We start from the raw sequence: 18347 nt of genomic DNA, 5'->3' as shown, positions 1-18347 counted from the left end.
TTCCCATTGCAATTACCAGAAAGAGGCTCATCCCCATGAACCAGAAACTCCCTGTCACTGTCCTGTCCGGCTTCCTCGGCGCCGGCAAGACGACGCTGCTCAACCATGTCCTCACCAACCGCGACGGCCTGCGGGTGGCGCTCATCGTCAACGACATGAGCGAGGTCAATATTGACGCCGCGCTGGTGCGCGACGGCGGCGCGAACCTTTCGCGCACGCAGGAACAACTGGTCGAGATGACCAATGGCTGCATCTGTTGCACGCTGCGCGACGACCTCCTGAAGGAGGTGCGGGCGCTCGCCGAACAGGGTCGCTTCGACTATCTCCTGATCGAATCCACCGGCATCGCCGAACCGCTTCCCGTCGCCGCCACCTTCGATTTCCGCGACGAGAATGGCATGAGCCTCTCAGACGTGGCGCGGCTCGACACGATGGTGACGGTCGTGGACGCCGCCAACCTTCTGAACGACTATGCCTCTTCCGATTTTCTCTCCGACCGCGGCGAGATCGCCGGCGAAGGCGACGACCGCACCATCGTCGATCTCCTCGTCGAGCAGATCGAGTTCTCCGATGTGGTCGTGCTGAACAAGATCGGCATGGCGACGCCGGAGCAGCGCGATGCCGCACGCAAGATCATCCTCTCCCTCAATCCCGATGCCCGGCTGATCGAGACGGATTTCGGCAAGGTCGACCTCAAGGAGGTTCTGGGAACCGGCCGTTTCGATTTCGACAAGGCGAGCGAACATCCGCTCTGGTACAAGGAGCTCTACGGCTTCAAGGACCACGTTCCCGAAACGGAGGAATACGGGATCCGCTCCTTCGTCTACCGCGCCAAGCGGCCGCTCGATCCCGTGCGCTTCCAGCGCTTCATCGACCGCCCCTGGCCGGGCGTGGTGCGGGCGAAAGGCTTCTTCTGGCTGGCGACCCGGCCGCATCACGTCGGCGAGATCAGCCAGGCGGGCGCGCTGGTGCGGACGGGCAGGATGGGCCTTTGGTGGTCGTCCGTGCCGAAGGAACAATGGCCGCGCGATCCGGGCTTCCTCGCCATGATGAAGCCCTATCTCGATCCGGTCTGGGGCGACAGGCGGCAGGAAATCGTCTTCATCGGCGCCGACCCGATGGACGAGGCGAAAATCCGCGCCGAGCTGGATGCCTGCCTCATCGATGCCGGCGCCTTCGATCCGGAACTGTGGCGCAACCTGCCGGATCCCTTCCCGAGCTGGGACCGGCGGGCCGCCTGACGCGGCCCCTCACCAATCGGTGAAAGGGCGACCTCCAGGCTGCGGCTGGACAGAACTTTTTTAAGATCGATAGGATAAGGTCCGCCTCCAAGCAGGCGGGCCTTGACCCCCGCAGGTCTTCAAAGAAAGCAGATCAGGTGCGGACGACCTTCACGATCCGGAACGCAGCCGGCTATATTTCCTGCGCCATCGCGCTCGCGCTCTCGGCGTGGACCCCGGTTCACGCGGCGACCCGCGACCAGACCGTGCCGGCATGGCTGGAAGGGCATGTCGGCGAGGACGACGGCCAGATCGCGCCGGTGGTCCTCAAACGGGCCCGGGCGCTCTACATGCGAAAGGTCCGCGAAGGGAACGTCAGGAACCCCTGCTACTTCGCCATGGATGCGACGCGGCCGGCCGATCTCGGCGAAGGCCGTCTTGGACGGCGCTTCTACATCATATGCGAGGCGGAGCAGACGTTCCGGGCCGTTCCCTCCGGCCACGGCAGCGGCCGCAACCTGAAGGGCGTTCTGGACTTCTCGAACGGCAGGACATGCGCCGGCAATTTCGGCAATGCCGAAGGCTCCAACCTCACGGCCGGCGGCGCCTATGTGACGAGCGAGGTCAAGACATCCTTCAAGGGAATCTACCGCGACTCGACGCGGCAGGACGCTTCGTTGATCCGCTCGTTCGTCCAGTTCGATGGCGAGGGAGAAACCGCCAACGCCCGCGAGCGCGCCATCGGGGGACATGCGGCCCAGCTCGTCAAGGGCATGTGCCTTCGCAGGAGCCCGGGCGACGCGCATGCGAACAAGGACGGCTATGTGCTGTTCGGCAAGCTGGTCGACTATACCGCAGGGCGCAGCAACGGCTGCACGAGCTGGTCCGCCGCCGACGCCAGGCAGATCATCCCGATGATGAAGGACAATCCCACGACCCTCTACATCTATCCCGAATCGTCCGACATCGCAGCCGTCGCAAAAAGGGTGAAAGCCGGCGGCAAGCTCCCGGAAACCGGCGCCTACTGGAACGCGGCATGCCTGAAGCAGATCGGCGCGCCACGCTTCCTGCCGGCCAGCAGGCTCGAGCCGATCATCGCGCAATATGCGGCGGATCACCCCGCGCCGGCCGCACAGCCGCTGCCGATCTGCGAGCCGTAGCGACCGCTAAGAGACGAGCAGGCCGCATAGCATCGTCGCGCCGAACAGGAACACGGCGCAGGCCCCGGCGAACTCGAAGCCCACGGCGAAACGTTGCCCTCCGCCCGCACTCGAAAGAGCGAACCGCGCAAGGAATCCGCGCGCCAGCACCGACAAGGCGGCGAAGAAGCTGACCGTCAGGGCAGTCCCCGCCGCCATGGCCAGCACGGACATCGTTCCGGCCAGCGCGAGATGTCGGGACAGCGCGAAGACCAGCACGATCAGGGCGCCCGAACACGGGCGCAGGCCGACCGAGAGGATCGCCTGGAGCTTTTCCTTCCAGGATGTCCCCGGGCCCGCCGTCGCCAGACGGTCGACGGGGAGGCACCCGCATGCCGCATCGTGCCGGTGAGAACCCCACCGGCCGAACCACGCCGGGCTTGCGCTACCGGCCCTCACCTCTTCGCAGGCGAATGAGCTCACCGAACCCTGCACCCTTCCCCATCGATGCGCGAACAGCCGGCCTTTCGAAACGAGAAGGCTCAGGCCCAGCAGGGTGATCAGGCCGTAGCTACCCAATTCCAGCTTGTCGGTGAGCGAGGTGATCTGCGCGGCGGTCGCATCGAACAGTGCCGTCGCGGCAAAGATGATCGTGATCGCCGAGACCGCCTGAAGGGCGCTTGCGAGCAGGGACATCAGCACCGCCTGCCGCAACCGCTCGCTGGTCGCAAGCACGAAGGACGAGATGACGGCCTTTCCGTGCCCCGGCCCCACCGCATGGAAGATCCCGTAGAGAAAGCTCAAGGCCATCAGCCAGAGGCCCGCGTGCCGGTCACTGGAAAAGGCATCGAGCCCCGACGTCAGCTTCTGGTAGAACAGGGTCTGCAACCGGATGGCGGCAAGATAGAGGGGTGCGGCCGGCCCCGAGATGCCGCCGCCGGCCGGCGAATCGGGCGTGGCGATGCCGAACGGGCTGGAGGCGGCCAGCGCCGCGCCGGACGCGACGAGAAAGACGGCAAGCGCCAGCACGGTGCGCAGGCCTCTCATGGGCATTTGACCGTGAAGATGTTGGCAAGCCCCACCGCCGCATCCTCCAATGCGGGCGGCAGGTCGTGCTGCTCGGCCGGAATGGCCGCCAGCGTGGCCATGATCTGATCGTCGAGCGGCTTGGGAGGAATATAGGTTCCGCGGCAGCCGGACGCCCCGCCGGCAAGCTTGACCGCGCCCTGTTCCGGGAAGGTGTAGGCGACGAAATATTCCGGGTCGAACACCTCGACCTTGAGATCGTCACCGATGGGGGCCGGCGTCTTCAGCGGCATGCTGAAACGCAGGGTCAGCCGGCCGCCGGCAAAGCGGTAGGTATAGTCCCGCGGGGCGGAAAGCTCCAGTTCGGCGCCGTTTCGCGTCACCCAGGTGAAGAAATGGTAGTCGGCCAGCGACTTCATCGACGTCGCGGCGAGAGGCTTGAGCTCCGACGGCTCCAGCTTGCCGTCGTGATTCCTGTCGAGGCCGATCACCGCGAAGGACGAGAACGGCTTGTCGAACGTCCACTCGTTCCTCACCGCCGTCAGCTCTTTTGCGTCATCGATGTCGAGAACCACATGGCCATCGGCGAAAACATGCGGATGCGCCTCGGCCGGCAAGGCAAGGCCGAGAAGCGATAGCGTAGCGAAGACAATCACTCCGGTCTTGTTGTTCATGGTTCGACTGCCGCCGCTGCCCCGATATCGACAGCCGCAGGTGGAGGCCAAAATGCGGCAAAACGATGGGGTTACCAGCGTCGGCAACAGCAAATAGACCGGCCAAACGCGACGGCCCGGTCTATCTCACTCGTAGAACAGGCAGATGCGCCGGCCGTCGACATCCGCCACACGGATTTCCATGTCGTAGATATCCCGTAGCACATCCGGGCGGATGATCTCGTCGACCGGCCCGTGGCGGCAGATCCGCCCTTCCCGCATGGCGATGATGCGGTCGGAATACCAGGAGGCGAAATTGATGTCGTGCAGCACCAGGACCACGGTCTTGCCCAGGCCGTCCGCCGCCTCGCGCATGATCTTCATCATGCCCGAGGCATGCTTCATGTCGAGATTGTTGAGCGGTTCGTCCAGCAGCACATAGCCCGTGTCCTGGCAAAGCACCATGGCGACGAAGGCGCGCTGGCGCTGGCCGCCGGAGAGCTCGTCGAGGAAGCGGTCGGCCATCGGCCCGAGATGGAGATATTCCAGCGCCCGATCGACATGGACCTTGTCCTCCATGGTCGGCCGGCCCTTCGAATAGGGGTAGCGCCCGAAACCGACGAGATCGCGCACGGTGAGCCGCGAGGCGATGTGATTGTCCTGCCGCAGGATGGAAAGGCGGCGCGCCAGCGCATCCGAGGGCGTCTTCGTGACGTCGAGGCCGTCCACCGTCACCGTTCCCCGGTCCATCGACACCAGCCGCGCGACGATGGAGAGCAGCGTCGACTTGCCCGCGCCGTTCGGCCCGATGATGGACGTCACGCCGCCGGCCGGAATGGAGACCGACACGCCGTCGACGACAACCGTCTCGCCGTAGGACTTGCTAACCGCATCGGCGACGATCATCGCGCACCCCGCTTGAGAATAAGGCTGATGAAGACGATCCCGCCGAGGAATTCGATGATGATGGAGAGGGCGGTGTCGAAGGAGAAGATGCGTTCCAGGACGACCTGCCCGCCGACGAGGCAGACGATCGCCACGAGGATCGCGGCCGGCAGCACATAGGCGTGGCGGTCGTTCGCCACGAGGTAATGCGCGAGCGCGGCGACCAGCAGGCCGAAGAACAGGACCGGGCCGACGAGCGCGGTGGAGACGGCGACCAGCACCGAGACGACGACGAGCAGCAGCGTCACGGTGCGCTTGTAGTCGACGCCGAGGCTGATGGCCGTCGGCCGGCCGAGCGAAAGGACATCGAGCGCATGCATCAGCCGGAAGCCGACGACGGTGGCCAGCGCGACGATGACGGTCGACACGGTCAGCAGCGTCGGGTCGATGGTGTTGAAGCTGGCGAAGAGCGTATCCTGCAGCACGGCGAACTCGTTGGGGTCGAGCACGCGCTGCATGAAGGACGACAGGCTGCGGAACAGCACACCGAAGACGATGCCGACCAGCACGAGGAGATGCAGGCTGCGCTCTGCCCCGACGAAGAGCCAGCGGTAGAGCGCGGCGGAAAAGACGACGAGCAGCGTGGCCTCGGCCAGGAACTTGACCTGCGGATCCAGCATCGCCACCGCGCCGGAGCCGATGGTGAAGAACAGCACCGTCTGCACCAGTACGTAGAGCGAATCGAAGCCCATGACCGAGGGGGTCAGGATGCGGTTGTTGGTGACGGTCTGGAACAGGACGGTCGAGACGGCGATGGCATAGGCGACCAGCAGGAGCGAGAAGAGCTTGACGCCGCGGAATTTCAGCACGAAGGCCCAGCTCCCCTTCGCGCCGAGCGTCAGGAAGGCGGCGACGGAGACGAGCGCCAGCACCAGCAGGATGAGCAGGACGATCTTCGCGCGCCGGTCGGCGTGGCGCTCAGGCATGATGGCGCTTCCGCAGGAGAAGATAGAGGAAGAGCGCGCTGCCGGTGACACCGACGACGGTGCCGATGGGAATTTCGTAGGGCGCGCGCACCGTCCGCCCGACGATGTCGCACAGGAGGATGAAGGTCGCCCCCAGCACCGCCACCCAGGGAACGGAGCGGCGCATGTTGTCGCCCACCGTGAGGCTCACGACATTCGGCACGATGAGCCCCAGAAAGGGGACCATCCCCACCGTGACGACGACCACGGCGCTGACGAGCGAGACGATGGTGAGCCCCAGCGCCATGACGCGGCGATAGTTGAGGCCGAGATTGGTGGTGAAGTCGCGCCCCATGCCCGCCACGGTGAACCGGTCGGCGGCGAGATAGGCGATGACCGCCAGGATGAAGCCGATCCATAGCAGCTCGTAGCGGCCACGCAGGACGCCGGAAAAGTCGCCGGTCGTCCAGGCGAGCATCGACTGCATGAGGTCGAAGCGATAGGCGAAGAAGGCGGTGATCGCGGAGATGACGCCGCCAAGCATGATGCCGATCAGCGGCACCAGCAGCACGTCGCGCAACGGCACCTGCCGGAGGATGCGCAGGAAGAGCGCGGTGCCGGCGAGCGCGAAGACGGCGGCCACCAGCATCTTGCCGAAGACCGGCGTGCCTGGCGCGAGCATGGTGACGGTCAGCAGCCCGAGGCCGGCCGATTCCGTGGTGCCCGCCGTCGAGGGCTCGACGAACCGGTTGCGCACCAGCATCTGCATGATGAGCCCGGCGATCGCCATGGCGCTGCCCGCCAGGATCAGCGCCATCGTGCGCGGAATGCGGCTGGCCAGGAATACCAGCATGGGCCGCGCCTCCCCGTCCGACAGCGTCCGTATCGAGACGTCGCTGACGCCGACGAACAGGCTGACGACCGCAAGGCCGAGCATGACGAAGATGGCGAGGACCAAATATTTCAAGAATGCGTCTCAACAACAATCGGCTTCAGCCGGACCAACCGGCTGAAGCCTGTCGACAGATCGGATCGTGCGTCTACTTCTTGGCTGAGACGGCGGCGTAGACCTCGTCGATCAGCGTCGTCAGCGCCGTATAGCCGCTGGCGACGATATAGGCCGCCTGCGGATCGAGGTAGACGATCTGGCCGTTCTTCCAGGCCTTCGTCTGGTGGACGAGCTCGTTGTCGAGCACCTGCGCGGCGGCATTGCCGTCATTGCCCCGGCCGACGCCGGCGTCCCGGTCGATGACGAACAGCCAGTCGGGATCCTTCTCGAGAATATATTCGAAGGAGACGACGTCGCCGCCGTGGAAGCGGTCGTCGATATTCTCCTCCACCGTCTTGAAGCCGATTTCCTTGTGCAGCCAGCCGACGCGGGAATTGGGCCCGTAGGCGCCGATCTTGCCGCCGTTGGTGACGAGGATGATGGCCGTTCCGGCGTGCGGGGCGACGGCCTTCAGGGCCGCGATCTTCTCGTCCAGCGTCGCATCCAGCCGCTGGGCCTCCGCCTGCTTGCCGAAGATCTCGCCGAGCTTGGTGATGTTGGCCTTGGCGCTGTTGATGAAGTCCTTGGAATCCAACGACATGTCGATCGTCGGCGTGATCTTCGCGACATCGGGATATTTCGACCGCGAGCGGCCGCCGACGATGACGAGATCGGCCTCGGCCGCGTTGATCGCCTCGTAATCCGGCTCGAACAGGGAGCCGACCTTCAGGTATTTCTCGTCGGCATATTTCGACAGGTACTTCGGCAGGTTGCTGCCCGGCACGCCCTCCACCTCCACGCCGAGGGCGTCGAGCGTATCGAGGCTCGGCATGTCGAGCACCAGAACCTTGGCCGGCGGGGCCTTCAGGACGGTCTCGCCCTGCGCATGCTCGATCTTCATCTCCTGCGCATGCGCTGCCGGCGCGAGGGCGAGCAGCAGCGCGGCCACTATGGAGCGCGAAAACGTGCGGCGGAACTCTTTCAATTCGGACTCCATCGGATTGGGCAGGTTGTATCGCTGGCCATGGTTGCGATATGAATTAAGTTGACAATAAGAATCCGCTTTATTTCTACAAATCGAAGGCTGTCAACCGATGAAGTTCAGACCGATTCTAAAGTGATTTTGCGGAAACCATCGGTGCGCGGACATCCGGAAGGGAACGAGAGGGAAATGAGCCAGCAAATCAGAGCGCGCAACGAAGGCCGGACGCGCGATGCGGCGACGGAGGAACCGGCGGAGAATCTTGTGCGCGGCCGCCTGATCGTCGCCCTGGATGCCTTGCTGAAGACCGGAAGCGCCACGCTGGCGGCCCGGCGCCTCGGCCTCCAGACACCCGCCATCAGCCGCATGCTGGCGCAATTGCGCGAACTTCTGAACGACCCCATCTTCATCCGTTCCGGCCGAGGGCTCGTGCCGACGGCACTCGCCGAGGAAGTCCGCCCTATCGTCGCCTCCGTGGTCGAGGGCATCGAGGCCACCTTCGAGCGGGGCTTTGCTGGCGACGTGCGGGAGGCACCGTTCGACAGCAGCTGGGACGTGCGGACCGCCCTGCCGGTCGCCGCCCTCGCGGTCCGCCCGGCCAACCTCCTCGAAGGAGAGCCGTCGCCGCGCGACATCGAGCGCAAGCTGTCGCGGATCGACCGCATGGCCTCGCCGCATACCCGGCTGGCAAAGGCGCTGGCGACGATCAGCACCGCGACGGGGCATCGCCGCCCCCTGACGTCCGACGAGGCGAAGGAGGCCATGGGCATCATCCTCGCCGGCGAGGCCGATCCCGTGCAGATCGGTGCCTTCATGAGCATCCTCCAGTTCCGGAACGTGACGGCGGGCGAGCTCGCCGGCTTCGTGGAGGCCGCCCGTGCCCATGTGAAGGAGGCCTTCCAGCCGCGCCGGCTCAAGGCCGATCTCGACTGGCCGTGCTACGTGTCGCCGAACCAGCAGAACCCACCCTGGTTCCTCCATGCGGCACGCCTCGTGGCCCGCGCCGGTTACCGGGTGCTGCTCCACGGCTCTTCCGGGGCGGGCGAGAAGTCGGGCCGGCTGGAATTCGTGGCGAACGCGCTCGCCATCCCGGTATGCCGCACCGCCGCGGATACTGCGCGGGCGCTCGCGGAGGACAACATCGCCTATGTGCCGCTCGCCGCCTATGCGCCGCAGATCTACCGGCTGCTCGCCCTCCACAGCCTGACCGGCCACCGCTCGCCGATCCGCAACGCCGCATACCTGATCAACCTCGCCAATGCCGACGCCAGCCTTTTCGGCGTCGCCCAGTCCGCCTACAAGGACCTGCATCGCGACACGGCGAAGATGCTCGATTTCAAGGACATCACGATCCTCGGCAATATCCGCGACTTCGCCCAGTTCACCCCGTTCCGCGCCACCGTCATGTACCGATTCGTGGCCGGGAACGCGGTCGATACCCGAATCCCCCCGTTTCCGGCACCGCCGGCCCTGCAGCGCCCGAGAACGACGACCATCGAATACTGGAGCGGCGTCTGGACAGGCGCGGTCGTCGAGGAACGCGTGGAAAAGATCATCCTCGCAACGGCGGCGGCCGCATTCATGACCTTGGCCCACGATCCGAACGCGTCCTTCGACGAGGCTTACGCCAGGGCGCAAGGATTGTGGAAGGCCCGGCTGGCGAAGAAGTGACCGTCTCACTTTCCAGATGGTGTGATTTTTTTGTCACTCTTGAGTTATGCCGTTCGGTTAGCCCTGTCCATGCCCCGCGTCAACAAATTGAAAATGTTGTATAAACATCAACATACGCACCAACCGTGAAGGGATGGCTCGCCCTGCCCGGCCATGAATCGCAAGCCGTTTCGCGTTCAGCCTCACCAGCTTCGGGCTCCAGGAGGCAGGCAATTGAATCGCTGGCGAGAATTTAGAATCGTTCTGAAAGATAGCATTTGTCCCACGATTAAAGTTGCACGAATTAGTCAAGTATTCAGCGCGCCATGATCAGCACGCGCTTGCACGACGCCGAAAATTTGCAGGAGAGCTCAATGCAGCAGGACAGGTCATCCAGAACACGCCACCCTCTCATCTCGGGGGCTGCCACGGCAAGCCTGGCGCTCACCATCACGTCCGTACCCGGCACGGTCGAGGCGCAAACGGCAACGACCGACAAGAACCGTCCCAACACCGCTACGGACGACACCACTGTCCTCCAGGCTGTCCTGGTCGAGGGCGAGCCCACCTCCGGCAACGCGAACAACGCTTCCACCGGCATCGCCCGCCTTCCGGGAACCGTCAAGGAAACGCCGAAAATCATCAATGTCGTGTCGAGGGAGCTCATCGAGCAGCAGCGCGCGAATACGCTGGCCGATGTGCTGAAGAACGTCCCGGGCATCACCCTGTCGACCGGCGAAGGGCGCGGCGGCCAGAACGGCGACCAGTTCCGCATTCGCGGCCTTCAGGCCAAGGGCGACATCTACACCGACGGCCTGCGCGATTTCGGCGCCTATAACCGCGACAGCTTCAACACCGAGAGCGTCGAGGTCATCAAGGGTCCGTCCGGTTCGGCATTCGGCGTCGGCAATGTCGGCGGCCTCGTCAACCAGTCGGCCAAGAAGGCCCGGCTCGGCACCAAGACGGACATCGACCAGTCGGTCATGACCGGCATGGGCTACCGCACCCTGCTGGACAGCAACATCCAGCTCGGTGACACCTCGGCGGTACGCGTCAACGGCATGTTCCAGAACCGCGACGTCGCCGACCGCGACCACGCCGTCGATGACCGCCGCGGCGTCGCCATCGACCTCGGCCTCGGCCTCGGCACGGATACGCAATGGCACCTGAACTATTCCTACCAGCACAATGACGGCGTGCCGGACTACGGCATTCCGATGGCGCAGGGCGCGGACGGCATCTATCGCCCGCTGACGGAATTCGGCGTTCCGGGCTACGATCCCTCGACCTCCTATATCCGCAGCACCGACCGCGACATCTCCAACACCCACATGATCACCTCTAACTTCTACAGAGAGCTGGAGAACGGCGTCACGATCAACAACGACACGCGCGTCAGCATCTACGACCGCGAGTTTATCTCCACCAACCCGGCCAGCGTGACCTTCGCCGACCTCCAGACGCTGCTGTCAGGCGGCAACGTGCCGCTGTCCTACGGCGCGGGCGGCGGCATGGCCTACAAGCAGGACGGCTGGGCGATTCAGAATGTCCTGTCCGCCAGGGGCGAGTTCGAAACGGGCAATTTCCGCCATCAGGCGGTGGTCGGCATCGACGCCAACATCCAGAATGACCATCGTCTCTCGGGCAGTTTTGGGGCGACTCGCCCCAGCGACCAGATGGTCATCAATCCGCGCTACGACTACTCCGGCGCGGTCTTGACCTATAGCGGCAACACCGACGCCAGTGCGTCGAATGTCGGCCTCTTCGCCAGCGACCGCATGTGGCTCAACGACCAGTTCTCGCTCCTCGGCAACCTGCGCTGGGATTATTTCCACAGCAAGTATTCGACCGAGGCCTGGGGCGGGGTGCCGGAAGGAACGGCGAATTCGCGCGAGCTCAGCCCGGCGATCAGCGCCATCTGGGAGCCGAACAAGGACATGATGTTCTACGCCTCCTTCGCGCGCACCTATCGCCCGATCGGCACCGACATCGCGTTCACGGTCAGCAACCTCGACTCGGTGCGCGGCGGCATGAAAAACAATCCGGAGCGCTCCGACACCTATGAGTTCGGCGGCAAGATCGACCTGCTGGGCGGCGACCTCGGCCTGACCGGCGCGCTGTTCCAGATCGACAAGAGCAATTCCTACGCCGTCGATCCGGTCTCCGGCGCGATCACGGACGGCTTTACGGACGCTGGCGAAGGCCGCCGTATCCGCGGCGTCGAGCTGGGCCTGTCGGGCAGCATCACCGACGCATGGACGGCGAACGTCTCCTATGCCTATCTCGACAGCAAGATCACCGCGACCCAGGCCGCGAGCACCGCCAATCTCGGCAACGAAGTCCAGGGCGTCTCGCCGCACAACCTCACGGTCTGGACGGCCTATGAGCTGCCGGAGGACGTGGTGAAGCTGCCGGGCACCGTCACCGTCGGCGGCGGCTTCCAGTATGCCTCGTCCTACTTCGCCGACTCGGCCAATACCGCGAAGATTCCGGAAACCTTCTCGCTCGACGCCATGATCGGCTACAAACAGGACAATTTCCGCGTCTCGCTGAACGCCTACAACCTGACGGACCACCAGAACTATTCGTCATCCTTCAACAATGTCCGCGCCGTTCCCGCCTCGCGCAGGACGTTCACGCTGAACATCGGCACGACGTTCTAGGAGCCGGTAACGGCAAGATAGACCATACGTGCCCGAAAAGGCGCGTATGGCTTTATGCGTTCATGGAAAGGCCAAGCCCATGCTCATTCACGTCCCCGATGTCCTGACGGCCGAGGAGGTGCTCCATTGCCGGCAGGTGCTGGAAAGCTCGCAATGGGTGGACGGCCGCGTCACCGCCGGCGATCTTGCCGCGAAGACCAAGAACAACCTTCAGATCCCCGCCGACAGCGCCGAGGCGCGCGAGCTCGGCGAGCTCATCCTCAATGCGCTCGGACGGAACCCGTCCTACAATTCCGCCGCCCTGCCGCTTCGCGTGCTGCCGCCGATGTTCAACCGCTACGATGTCGGCATGACGTTCGGCGCGCATGTCGACAACGCGATCCGGACGGTTCCCGGCACGGGCGGCATGCGCATGCGCGCCGACGTCTCTACGACCCTCTTCCTGTCCGAGCCCGACGAATACGACGGCGGCGAATTGCTGGTGGAGGACACCTACGGCCTGCACTCGGCCAAGCTTCCGGCCGGCCATATGATCGTCTATCCGGCATCGAGCCTGCACCGTGTCGAGCCCATCACCCGCGGCAGCCGCTGGGCTTCGTTCTTCTGGGCGCAATCGATGATCAAGGACGAGGGATTGCGCACCATGCTCTACGAACTCGATCGGTCCATCATCGAGACGCGCCGCCAGCTCGGCGACGACAATCACGCGGTTCTCGGCCTAGTCAATCACTACCACAACCTGTTGCGGCGATGGGCGGAACTCTGAGCCCGGACGCCCCCATAGAACCCGATGGAACACCGGCCCATAAGTCCGGCGAGCCATGCGTCGTCGATGCGCAGCTCGCCCTCGGACAACTGGCGCTCGACCGCGACGATCGCGCGGCGGCCATGGAATGGTTCCGCGCGGCGGCCCGCGGCGGAGACCACCGCGGCTACAACATGCTCGGCCGGTGCTTCGAGCATGGATGGGGAACCACGGCCGACGCGCGGACGGCGTCCATCTATTATCGCCGCGCCGCCGATGCCGGCGACGCCTGGGCCATGTTCAACCTCGCCGATCTCTATGTCCGGGGAGAAGGCGTGGAACGCGATGACGGGCGGGCATTCGGCCTCTATGCCGAAGCAAGCCGCCTCGGCCATGTCAAATCCCTGAACATGCTTGGCCTTTTCTACGAGGAAGGCCGTTTCGTCGAAGCCGACAAGGCGCAGGCGCGCGCCTTGTTCCTCGCCGGCGCGGAAGGTGGCGATTGCTGGGCGCAATTCAACCACGCGCGCATGCTGCTCGCCGAAGGCGCCGGCAGGCAGGCGTCGATCTGGATCGAACGGTCGCTCGCCGGCGGATTTCCGGATTTCTGGCGCGCCGTCGCCGAGAGCCTCGCCGGCTTCCCCTCGGCGGATATTCGCGCGCTCGGCGAGAAAGCCGCCCGCCTTTCCCGCGCGGCCGGAGAGCAGCCGTGACGATACCGCCGGATACGGTCTCGCTCTTCGACTACGAGCGCCATTTCGCCGAACGGGCGCCCGCCGCCGTCCGCGCCTATATCTCGGGCCATGCGGCCGATGGCGTCACCGGGCGGGAGAACAGGGCGGCGTTCGATGCCATCGGGATCCTGCCGCGCGTCCTGCGCGACATGTCGGGCGCCTCGGCAAGCTCGGAGCTGTTCGGCAGGCGGCTGGAATGGCCGGTTCTTCTGGCGCCGACGGCGTTTCACAAGCTGGTCCACCCCGACGGCGAACTGGCGACGGCGACGGCGGCCGGGCTGACGAAGACTTGGATGACGGTCAGCACCCAGGCGAGCGTGACGCTTGAGGAGATTGCCCGAACGGCGACATCGCCCTTGTGGTTCCAGCTTTACGCCCAGCCCCACCCCGACGATACGCTGGCGCTGGTGAAGCGGGCGGAAGACGCCGGCTATGCGGCGATCGTACTGACCGTCGACGCGCCCATCAACGGCATTCGGAACGAGGAGCAGCGGGCCGGGTTCTCGCTGCCGGCATCGATTGAGGCAGTCAACCTGTCCGGCCTGCGCAAGCATGACTTCATCCCCCGCGAAGCCGGCAGCCCCGTTTTCCAGGGCCTCGTCGATGGCGCGCCGACGTGGCGCACGGTGGAGTGGCTCTGCTCGCAGACGCGGTTGCCGGTGCTCCTGAAGGGAATCCTGCATCCCGACGACGCGCGGCTGTCCCTTGAGACAGGCGCCGCCGGCATCGTCGTCTCCAACCATGGCGGAAGGGTGTTGGACACCGTCCCGGCTGCCGTTTCGATGATCCCGGACATCGTCGGGGAGATCGGCGGACGCATCCCGGTCCTCGTCGACGGTGGCATTCGCCGCGGCACCGACGTCCTGAAGGCAATTGCCCTGGGGGCCAGCGCCGTCCTGCTCGGCAGACCCGTCCTGCATGCGCTGGCTGTCGGAGGCAGCGTCGGCGTCGCGCATCTGCTGACCATCCTGCAAACGGAGCTGGAGGCGGCCATGGCGCTCTGCGGCGTGCGGCGCATTTGCGACATCGACCGCAGCCTTCTGCTGGATGCCGGCGGCAGCGAGTAGCGCTTTGCTCTGCCGGCAGCGGTTTCCCGTCGAACCCCGCCGCGCCATGCTTTTCAATAATTTTACATGGCCGCCCTCGCCGGAAAGGCCGGCGAGCCTATCTTTGCCATTGCCGGCATCCGGCGCGATCCGTCAGGCGGATCCCTATCCGTGGAGCAAGCCGACCGATGCGCTTTACCTTTTCCCATAGCCACGCCTTTCCGGGCAGCCGCGTCGCGATCGAGGATGCCGAGGCGACGGAGGGCATGTGCGTGGTGGAATTCAGCGATGGCGTGGCGCTGATCGGGGAGTGGCATCCGGACGGCGACGCCATCCACCTCCAGGTCCCCGCCTATCGCACGGCCAGGGGGACGGATATCGATGCGCAAAGCTGGCGGCTGGTGCGAGGCGATGACGGGCTCTGGCGCGCGCGGCCAAATACCAGATCGCCCTGAAACCCCGCAATTCCCCGGTTCAACCCGAATGGAGAATTGCAAAATTCACGGCTAGAGCGATCTGAAGACGACGTCGCGCACTTCCGAAAGGGGAATTTCGTTGCCGTCGATCGTCAGCGTGCGGCCCGTCGTGTCGCGCTGCGTGCATCCTTGCGCGCCCACCACGCCGTCGGATTCGATGAAATAGTCCACCCTGAAACCGGACGATGTCTGGATGTTGGGCACGACCTTGAGGATTTCGTACTCGTCGGAAAAATCGACGGCATTGTCGCCGCACAGCGCCCAGAGCCGATCGCGGTCCGCGATCTTGCCGAAATGCAGCGCCTTGTCCGCCGTCTCGACCAGATCGCGGCGAAGGCTCACGGTCTTGACGGCGTTCAGCCGGCCGTTGTTCCAGAACTTTCCCTCCAGCTGCGGGTCGGTGTCGACGGCGGCGAGGATCCGCATCTTGATGTCCTTGGGATTTTCCAGCCCGAGCGCATGCACGAGACCGGCCGTGAAGGAGACCAGCGCGGTCGCGGGCGAGGAGCCGGAATCGGCGACGACGGCGCCGTCGCCGTCCCGGGTCGAGACGCCGCAGCCGGGCGCCGCAAGGTCCACATATTCGCGGGCATAGTGCGAGAACGGCGCCTTCTTGCCGGAAAGGCCGTGGGCGGCGACCGTGATCATGTTCTGCGCGCTGAAACCGCCGTAGCGGGCGGGATATTGCCGTGCGGAGACGAGGTTCTGCCCCAACCCGCCGCCCTGCCTGTTGCCGGCTGCGACGACGAACAGCATCTCCGTCTTGTCGGCGAAATAGCGTCTCACGCCGGCATGGTCCTGCTTGCCGGCAAGGCTGATATTGACGATGGCGACCTTGTCGCGCTGCAACTGGTCGACCGCCGTCGGCAGGTTGAGCGGGGAGACCATGCCGCCGCTCAACTGCGAGGAGGCGAAATTGACGATGCGCAGCCTGATCGGCGGGCGCGCCCCGCCCCAGCGGGAGACGATGTCGGGACCGCCGAGCAGCAGCGAGGCCATGCGCGTGCCGTGGAACTGCCAGGCGGGCCGCTCCGGGCCGAAGGGCCGGATATCGCCGCTGAGGGGCAAGCTGTTGAGATTGATGCCGAAGATATCATCGACCGCGCCGTTCTTCGGCAGGTCGTCCTTGCCGTCCTCGCCGTCCATCTCCTCCTGCCGGACGAGGAGCACGTCGAGCGTGAAGAAATCGTCCTCCGGTTCCGACAGGCCTGTGTCGATGATGCCGATATTCGTCGTCTCCACCGCGCCGCCCGACAGGACGCGCAGGCGCGCCTCCTCGTCGAACACGGCCTTGAGGGCGGCCATGTCGATCGGCTCGGCCATGTCCTCCGATCCCGAGCAAGGCGTTTCGCCGTCGGCCGAAGCGATCTGCACCGATTCGACCAGCAGGTAATCCCCCTCGTTGCGCGGCCTTGCCTCGGGCGTCGTCACCTGTTCCGCGATGGCCGCGACCTGCGGGGTGGAATTCTCCTGAACGATCTGCCGGAAATCCGTGCCCGCTGTGCGCGGCACGAAGATCTGCGGCTCGGCCGCATAGGGCAGCGTGATCTTCTGGCCGACGGAGAGCTTGCGGAAGAACGCCTCGGGGCTGCGCGCCCGGCCCTTGCCCCGGTTGAGCTCGAACGTCTTGCGCAGCGTGACATTGCCGTAGACGCCCGTATGCTCGCGCAGCAGGCTTTCGATCGTGTCGCCCTCGCGCACCTCCACGTCGATATGGCGCTCCAGCTTCACGCAGCTCGGAATGGCGACCGTCTCGCCCTGGACGAGGGTTTCGTCCAGCGATTGCAGGCGGTTGAGCTTCAGGGCTTCCGCCGCCAGGGCTTCCTCCACCGCCCGAGGCTGCGCGCCGCAGGTTTCCGCAAGGAGGCTTGCCAACGTCACGCCCGGCCCGCGCACGGTGACGTAGGATGGCTCGAAGCTCCGCGCGATGAGCTCCTTGAGCTCGGACGACATGCCGTCGACGGCGCGCGACGCATAGGCCGGCGTCGCCTCCTCGCCTGAGGCCGTGCCACCGCCGGCCAAGGCGAGCAGGGGAACGATGACGGCGGAAAGACGCAGGGACCTAGAGGACATCCGACGCTCCTTCGATCGCGATGATCGAGACCGCGCTGTTGGCCGAGGTCTCGCAGCCGCCCCGGATATGCACCCCGAGGATATTGCCCTGCTCGTCGCGCACGCCTGCCCCCGACGAGGCGCCGAGCGTGTCGATATCGTCGTAGAAGATGAACGGTTCGCCGCCGGCTCTGGCCGTCCCGACACCGATCTTCTTCGGCTGGCCCTGCGGATGCTGGATGATCACCAGCTTTTCCCCGGCCACCGCCGCCCGGGAGGCGAGCACGGCCGGCGTCGCGAAGGCGCCCGGATAGTTGCCGTCCGCATCGGGCGCCAGCTCGACGAGCGCGAAATCGATGCCGCGCTCCGCATAGACCCGCTCGACGACGCGCTCGATGGCGAAGCTGCGGGCGACCCGGGCGACATGGGTCTCCGGGTTCACCTGATAGCCGAAATGGACCATCTGCAGTTTGGCGAGCTGCTGGTCGGAGGCGTAGACGATGCGGTGCTCGCCGTCGCGCTCGCGAAAATAGGGCGTCGTCCAGCCCGATGCGCCGCCGCGCTGGGTCTCGAAGCAATGGCCGGCGGTGAGCACCATCCGGTCGGAGATCAGCGTGCCGGTGCACCAGGGACGCCCGCCGATCGTGCCGGGCGTATAGCCGGGCAATTCGCGCCGGATCGCCCGTTCCGGCTTCCACTGGAACTGCACCGTGGAGCCCTGGTTCGCGGCCACGTAGTCCTGTGTCACGCCGAGGCTGCCGTCGTAGAGCTCGACGTCCTGGAGGTCGTTTTTCGGGCCGCATACGGTTTCCGGCTTGATGCCCTCGACGAAGGGAAGGCCGTAGGGCGTGGCAACGTTGTCCTGCGTTTCGCCGGGCCGCGCCAGAAAGGCGGCGGCGGCAAACAGCACCAAGGCGATGATTAACTTCGAATTAGCCTGCCGTTCCAAAATGAAACCCCTTCCTTGAGAACGCAGCGCCGGCGCAAAGCCTTCTTTTCATGCCCCCTTGAAGTGTAAGTCTCGTGGAGAACTTTCTATCATAATTTTATAGGTGCATCTATCGTGGACCTGTCGTTGACAAGGACAGATTCTTAATCTTCAATACCCGCCACCTGTCGGAAA

The 18347-nt window shown here is 65.1% G+C and carries 16 protein-coding genes; 8 read left to right on the top strand and 8 right to left on the bottom strand.

Annotated features, from left to right (window positions below):
* Nucleotides 1-35 precede the first annotated feature (35 nt).
* Nucleotides 36-1241 (top strand): zinc metallochaperone GTPase ZigA, encoded by a 1206-nt coding sequence (zigA, locus tag ACZ1A1_RS03665; protein WP_463618807.1) that lies wholly within the window; start codon nt 36-38, stop codon nt 1239-1241.
* Between the two features lie 137 nt (nt 1242-1378).
* Nucleotides 1379-2380 carry a hypothetical protein gene (locus ACZ1A1_RS03660; protein ID WP_463618806.1) on the top strand — a complete coding sequence of 334 codons (1002 nt, stop codon included), beginning with the start codon at nt 1379-1381 and terminating at the stop codon, nt 2378-2380.
* Between the two features lie 6 nt (nt 2381-2386).
* Here the strand turns inward: ACZ1A1_RS03660 and ACZ1A1_RS03655 are convergent, their stop codons facing one another.
* The 6 genes from ACZ1A1_RS03655 to ACZ1A1_RS03630 all read right to left on the bottom strand — a co-directional run bounded on the left by ACZ1A1_RS03655 (nt 2387) and on the right by ACZ1A1_RS03630 (nt 7861).
* Nucleotides 2387-3406 carry a nickel/cobalt transporter gene (locus ACZ1A1_RS03655; RefSeq protein ID WP_463618805.1) on the bottom strand — a complete coding sequence of 340 codons (1020 nt, stop codon included), beginning with the start codon at nt 3404-3406 and terminating at the stop codon, nt 2387-2389.
* Nucleotides 3403-4059 carry a DUF1007 family protein gene (locus tag ACZ1A1_RS03650; protein ID WP_463618804.1) on the bottom strand — a complete coding sequence of 219 codons (657 nt, stop codon included), beginning with the start codon at nt 4057-4059 and terminating at the stop codon, nt 3403-3405. The genes ACZ1A1_RS03655 and ACZ1A1_RS03650 overlap by 4 nt, the downstream gene beginning before the upstream one ends.
* Nucleotides 4060-4185: 126 nt before the next feature.
* Nucleotides 4186-4944: an iron ABC transporter ATP-binding protein gene (locus ACZ1A1_RS03645; protein ID WP_463618803.1), complete on the bottom strand. Its 759-nt coding sequence runs from the start codon at nt 4942-4944 to the stop codon at nt 4186-4188.
* On the bottom strand, nt 4941-5909 hold the full coding sequence (locus ACZ1A1_RS03640) for an iron chelate uptake ABC transporter family permease subunit (RefSeq protein WP_463618802.1): 969 nt from the start codon (nt 5907-5909) through the stop codon (nt 4941-4943). The genes ACZ1A1_RS03645 and ACZ1A1_RS03640 overlap by 4 nt, the downstream gene beginning before the upstream one ends.
* Nucleotides 5902-6855 carry an ABC transporter permease gene (locus ACZ1A1_RS03635; RefSeq protein WP_463618801.1) on the bottom strand — a complete coding sequence of 318 codons (954 nt, stop codon included), beginning with the start codon at nt 6853-6855 and terminating at the stop codon, nt 5902-5904. The genes ACZ1A1_RS03640 and ACZ1A1_RS03635 overlap by 8 nt, the downstream gene beginning before the upstream one ends.
* A 73-nt stretch (nt 6856-6928) precedes the next feature.
* Complete coding sequence (locus ACZ1A1_RS03630; RefSeq protein ID WP_463618800.1) at nt 6929-7861, bottom strand: siderophore ABC transporter substrate-binding protein; 933 nt, start codon at nt 7859-7861, stop codon at nt 6929-6931.
* A gap of 186 nt (nt 7862-8047) precedes the next feature.
* On the opposite strand from ACZ1A1_RS03630, the gene ACZ1A1_RS03625 reads away from it, so the two are divergent.
* The 6 genes from ACZ1A1_RS03625 (at nt 8048) to ACZ1A1_RS03600 (ending at nt 15151) form a co-directional block, all read left to right on the top strand.
* Entirely contained in the window at nt 8048-9529 is a 1482-nt protein-coding gene (locus ACZ1A1_RS03625; protein ID WP_463618799.1) for a glycosyl transferase family protein, read from the top strand.
* 353 nt (nt 9530-9882) lie between these two features.
* Complete coding sequence (locus ACZ1A1_RS03620) at nt 9883-12171, top strand: TonB-dependent receptor (RefSeq protein WP_463618798.1); 2289 nt, start codon at nt 9883-9885, stop codon at nt 12169-12171.
* Between the two features lie 79 nt (nt 12172-12250).
* On the top strand, nt 12251-12937 hold the full coding sequence (locus ACZ1A1_RS03615; protein ID WP_463618797.1) for a Fe2+-dependent dioxygenase: 687 nt from the start codon (nt 12251-12253) through the stop codon (nt 12935-12937).
* On the top strand, nt 12922-13629 hold the full coding sequence (locus ACZ1A1_RS03610; RefSeq protein WP_463618796.1) for a tetratricopeptide repeat protein: 708 nt from the start codon (nt 12922-12924) through the stop codon (nt 13627-13629). The genes ACZ1A1_RS03615 and ACZ1A1_RS03610 overlap by 16 nt, the downstream gene beginning before the upstream one ends.
* Complete coding sequence (locus ACZ1A1_RS03605; protein WP_463618795.1) at nt 13626-14717, top strand: alpha-hydroxy acid oxidase; 1092 nt, start codon at nt 13626-13628, stop codon at nt 14715-14717. Before ACZ1A1_RS03610 ends, ACZ1A1_RS03605 begins: the two co-directional genes overlap by 4 nt.
* 167 nt (nt 14718-14884) lie before the next feature.
* Nucleotides 14885-15151: a hypothetical protein gene (locus tag ACZ1A1_RS03600; RefSeq protein WP_463618794.1), complete on the top strand. Its 267-nt coding sequence runs from the start codon at nt 14885-14887 to the stop codon at nt 15149-15151.
* A 51-nt stretch (nt 15152-15202) separates the two neighbouring features.
* Here ACZ1A1_RS03600 and ACZ1A1_RS03595 read toward each other — a convergent pair whose 3' ends face one another.
* Both ACZ1A1_RS03595 and ACZ1A1_RS03590 read right to left on the bottom strand, forming a co-directional pair.
* Complete coding sequence (locus ACZ1A1_RS03595) at nt 15203-17245, bottom strand: S8 family serine peptidase (RefSeq protein ID WP_463618793.1); 2043 nt, start codon at nt 17243-17245, stop codon at nt 15203-15205.
* Complete coding sequence (locus ACZ1A1_RS03590) at nt 17235-18134, bottom strand: trypsin-like serine peptidase (protein ID WP_415214113.1); 900 nt, start codon at nt 18132-18134, stop codon at nt 17235-17237. Before ACZ1A1_RS03590 ends, ACZ1A1_RS03595 begins: the two co-directional genes overlap by 11 nt.
* Between the last annotated feature and the right edge of the window lie 213 nt (nt 18135-18347).

The organism is Shinella sp. R2-11 (assembly GCF_055330205.1).
The sequence above is the reverse complement of the archived record's forward strand: the minus strand, read 5'-3'. Positions and strand labels throughout refer to the sequence as shown.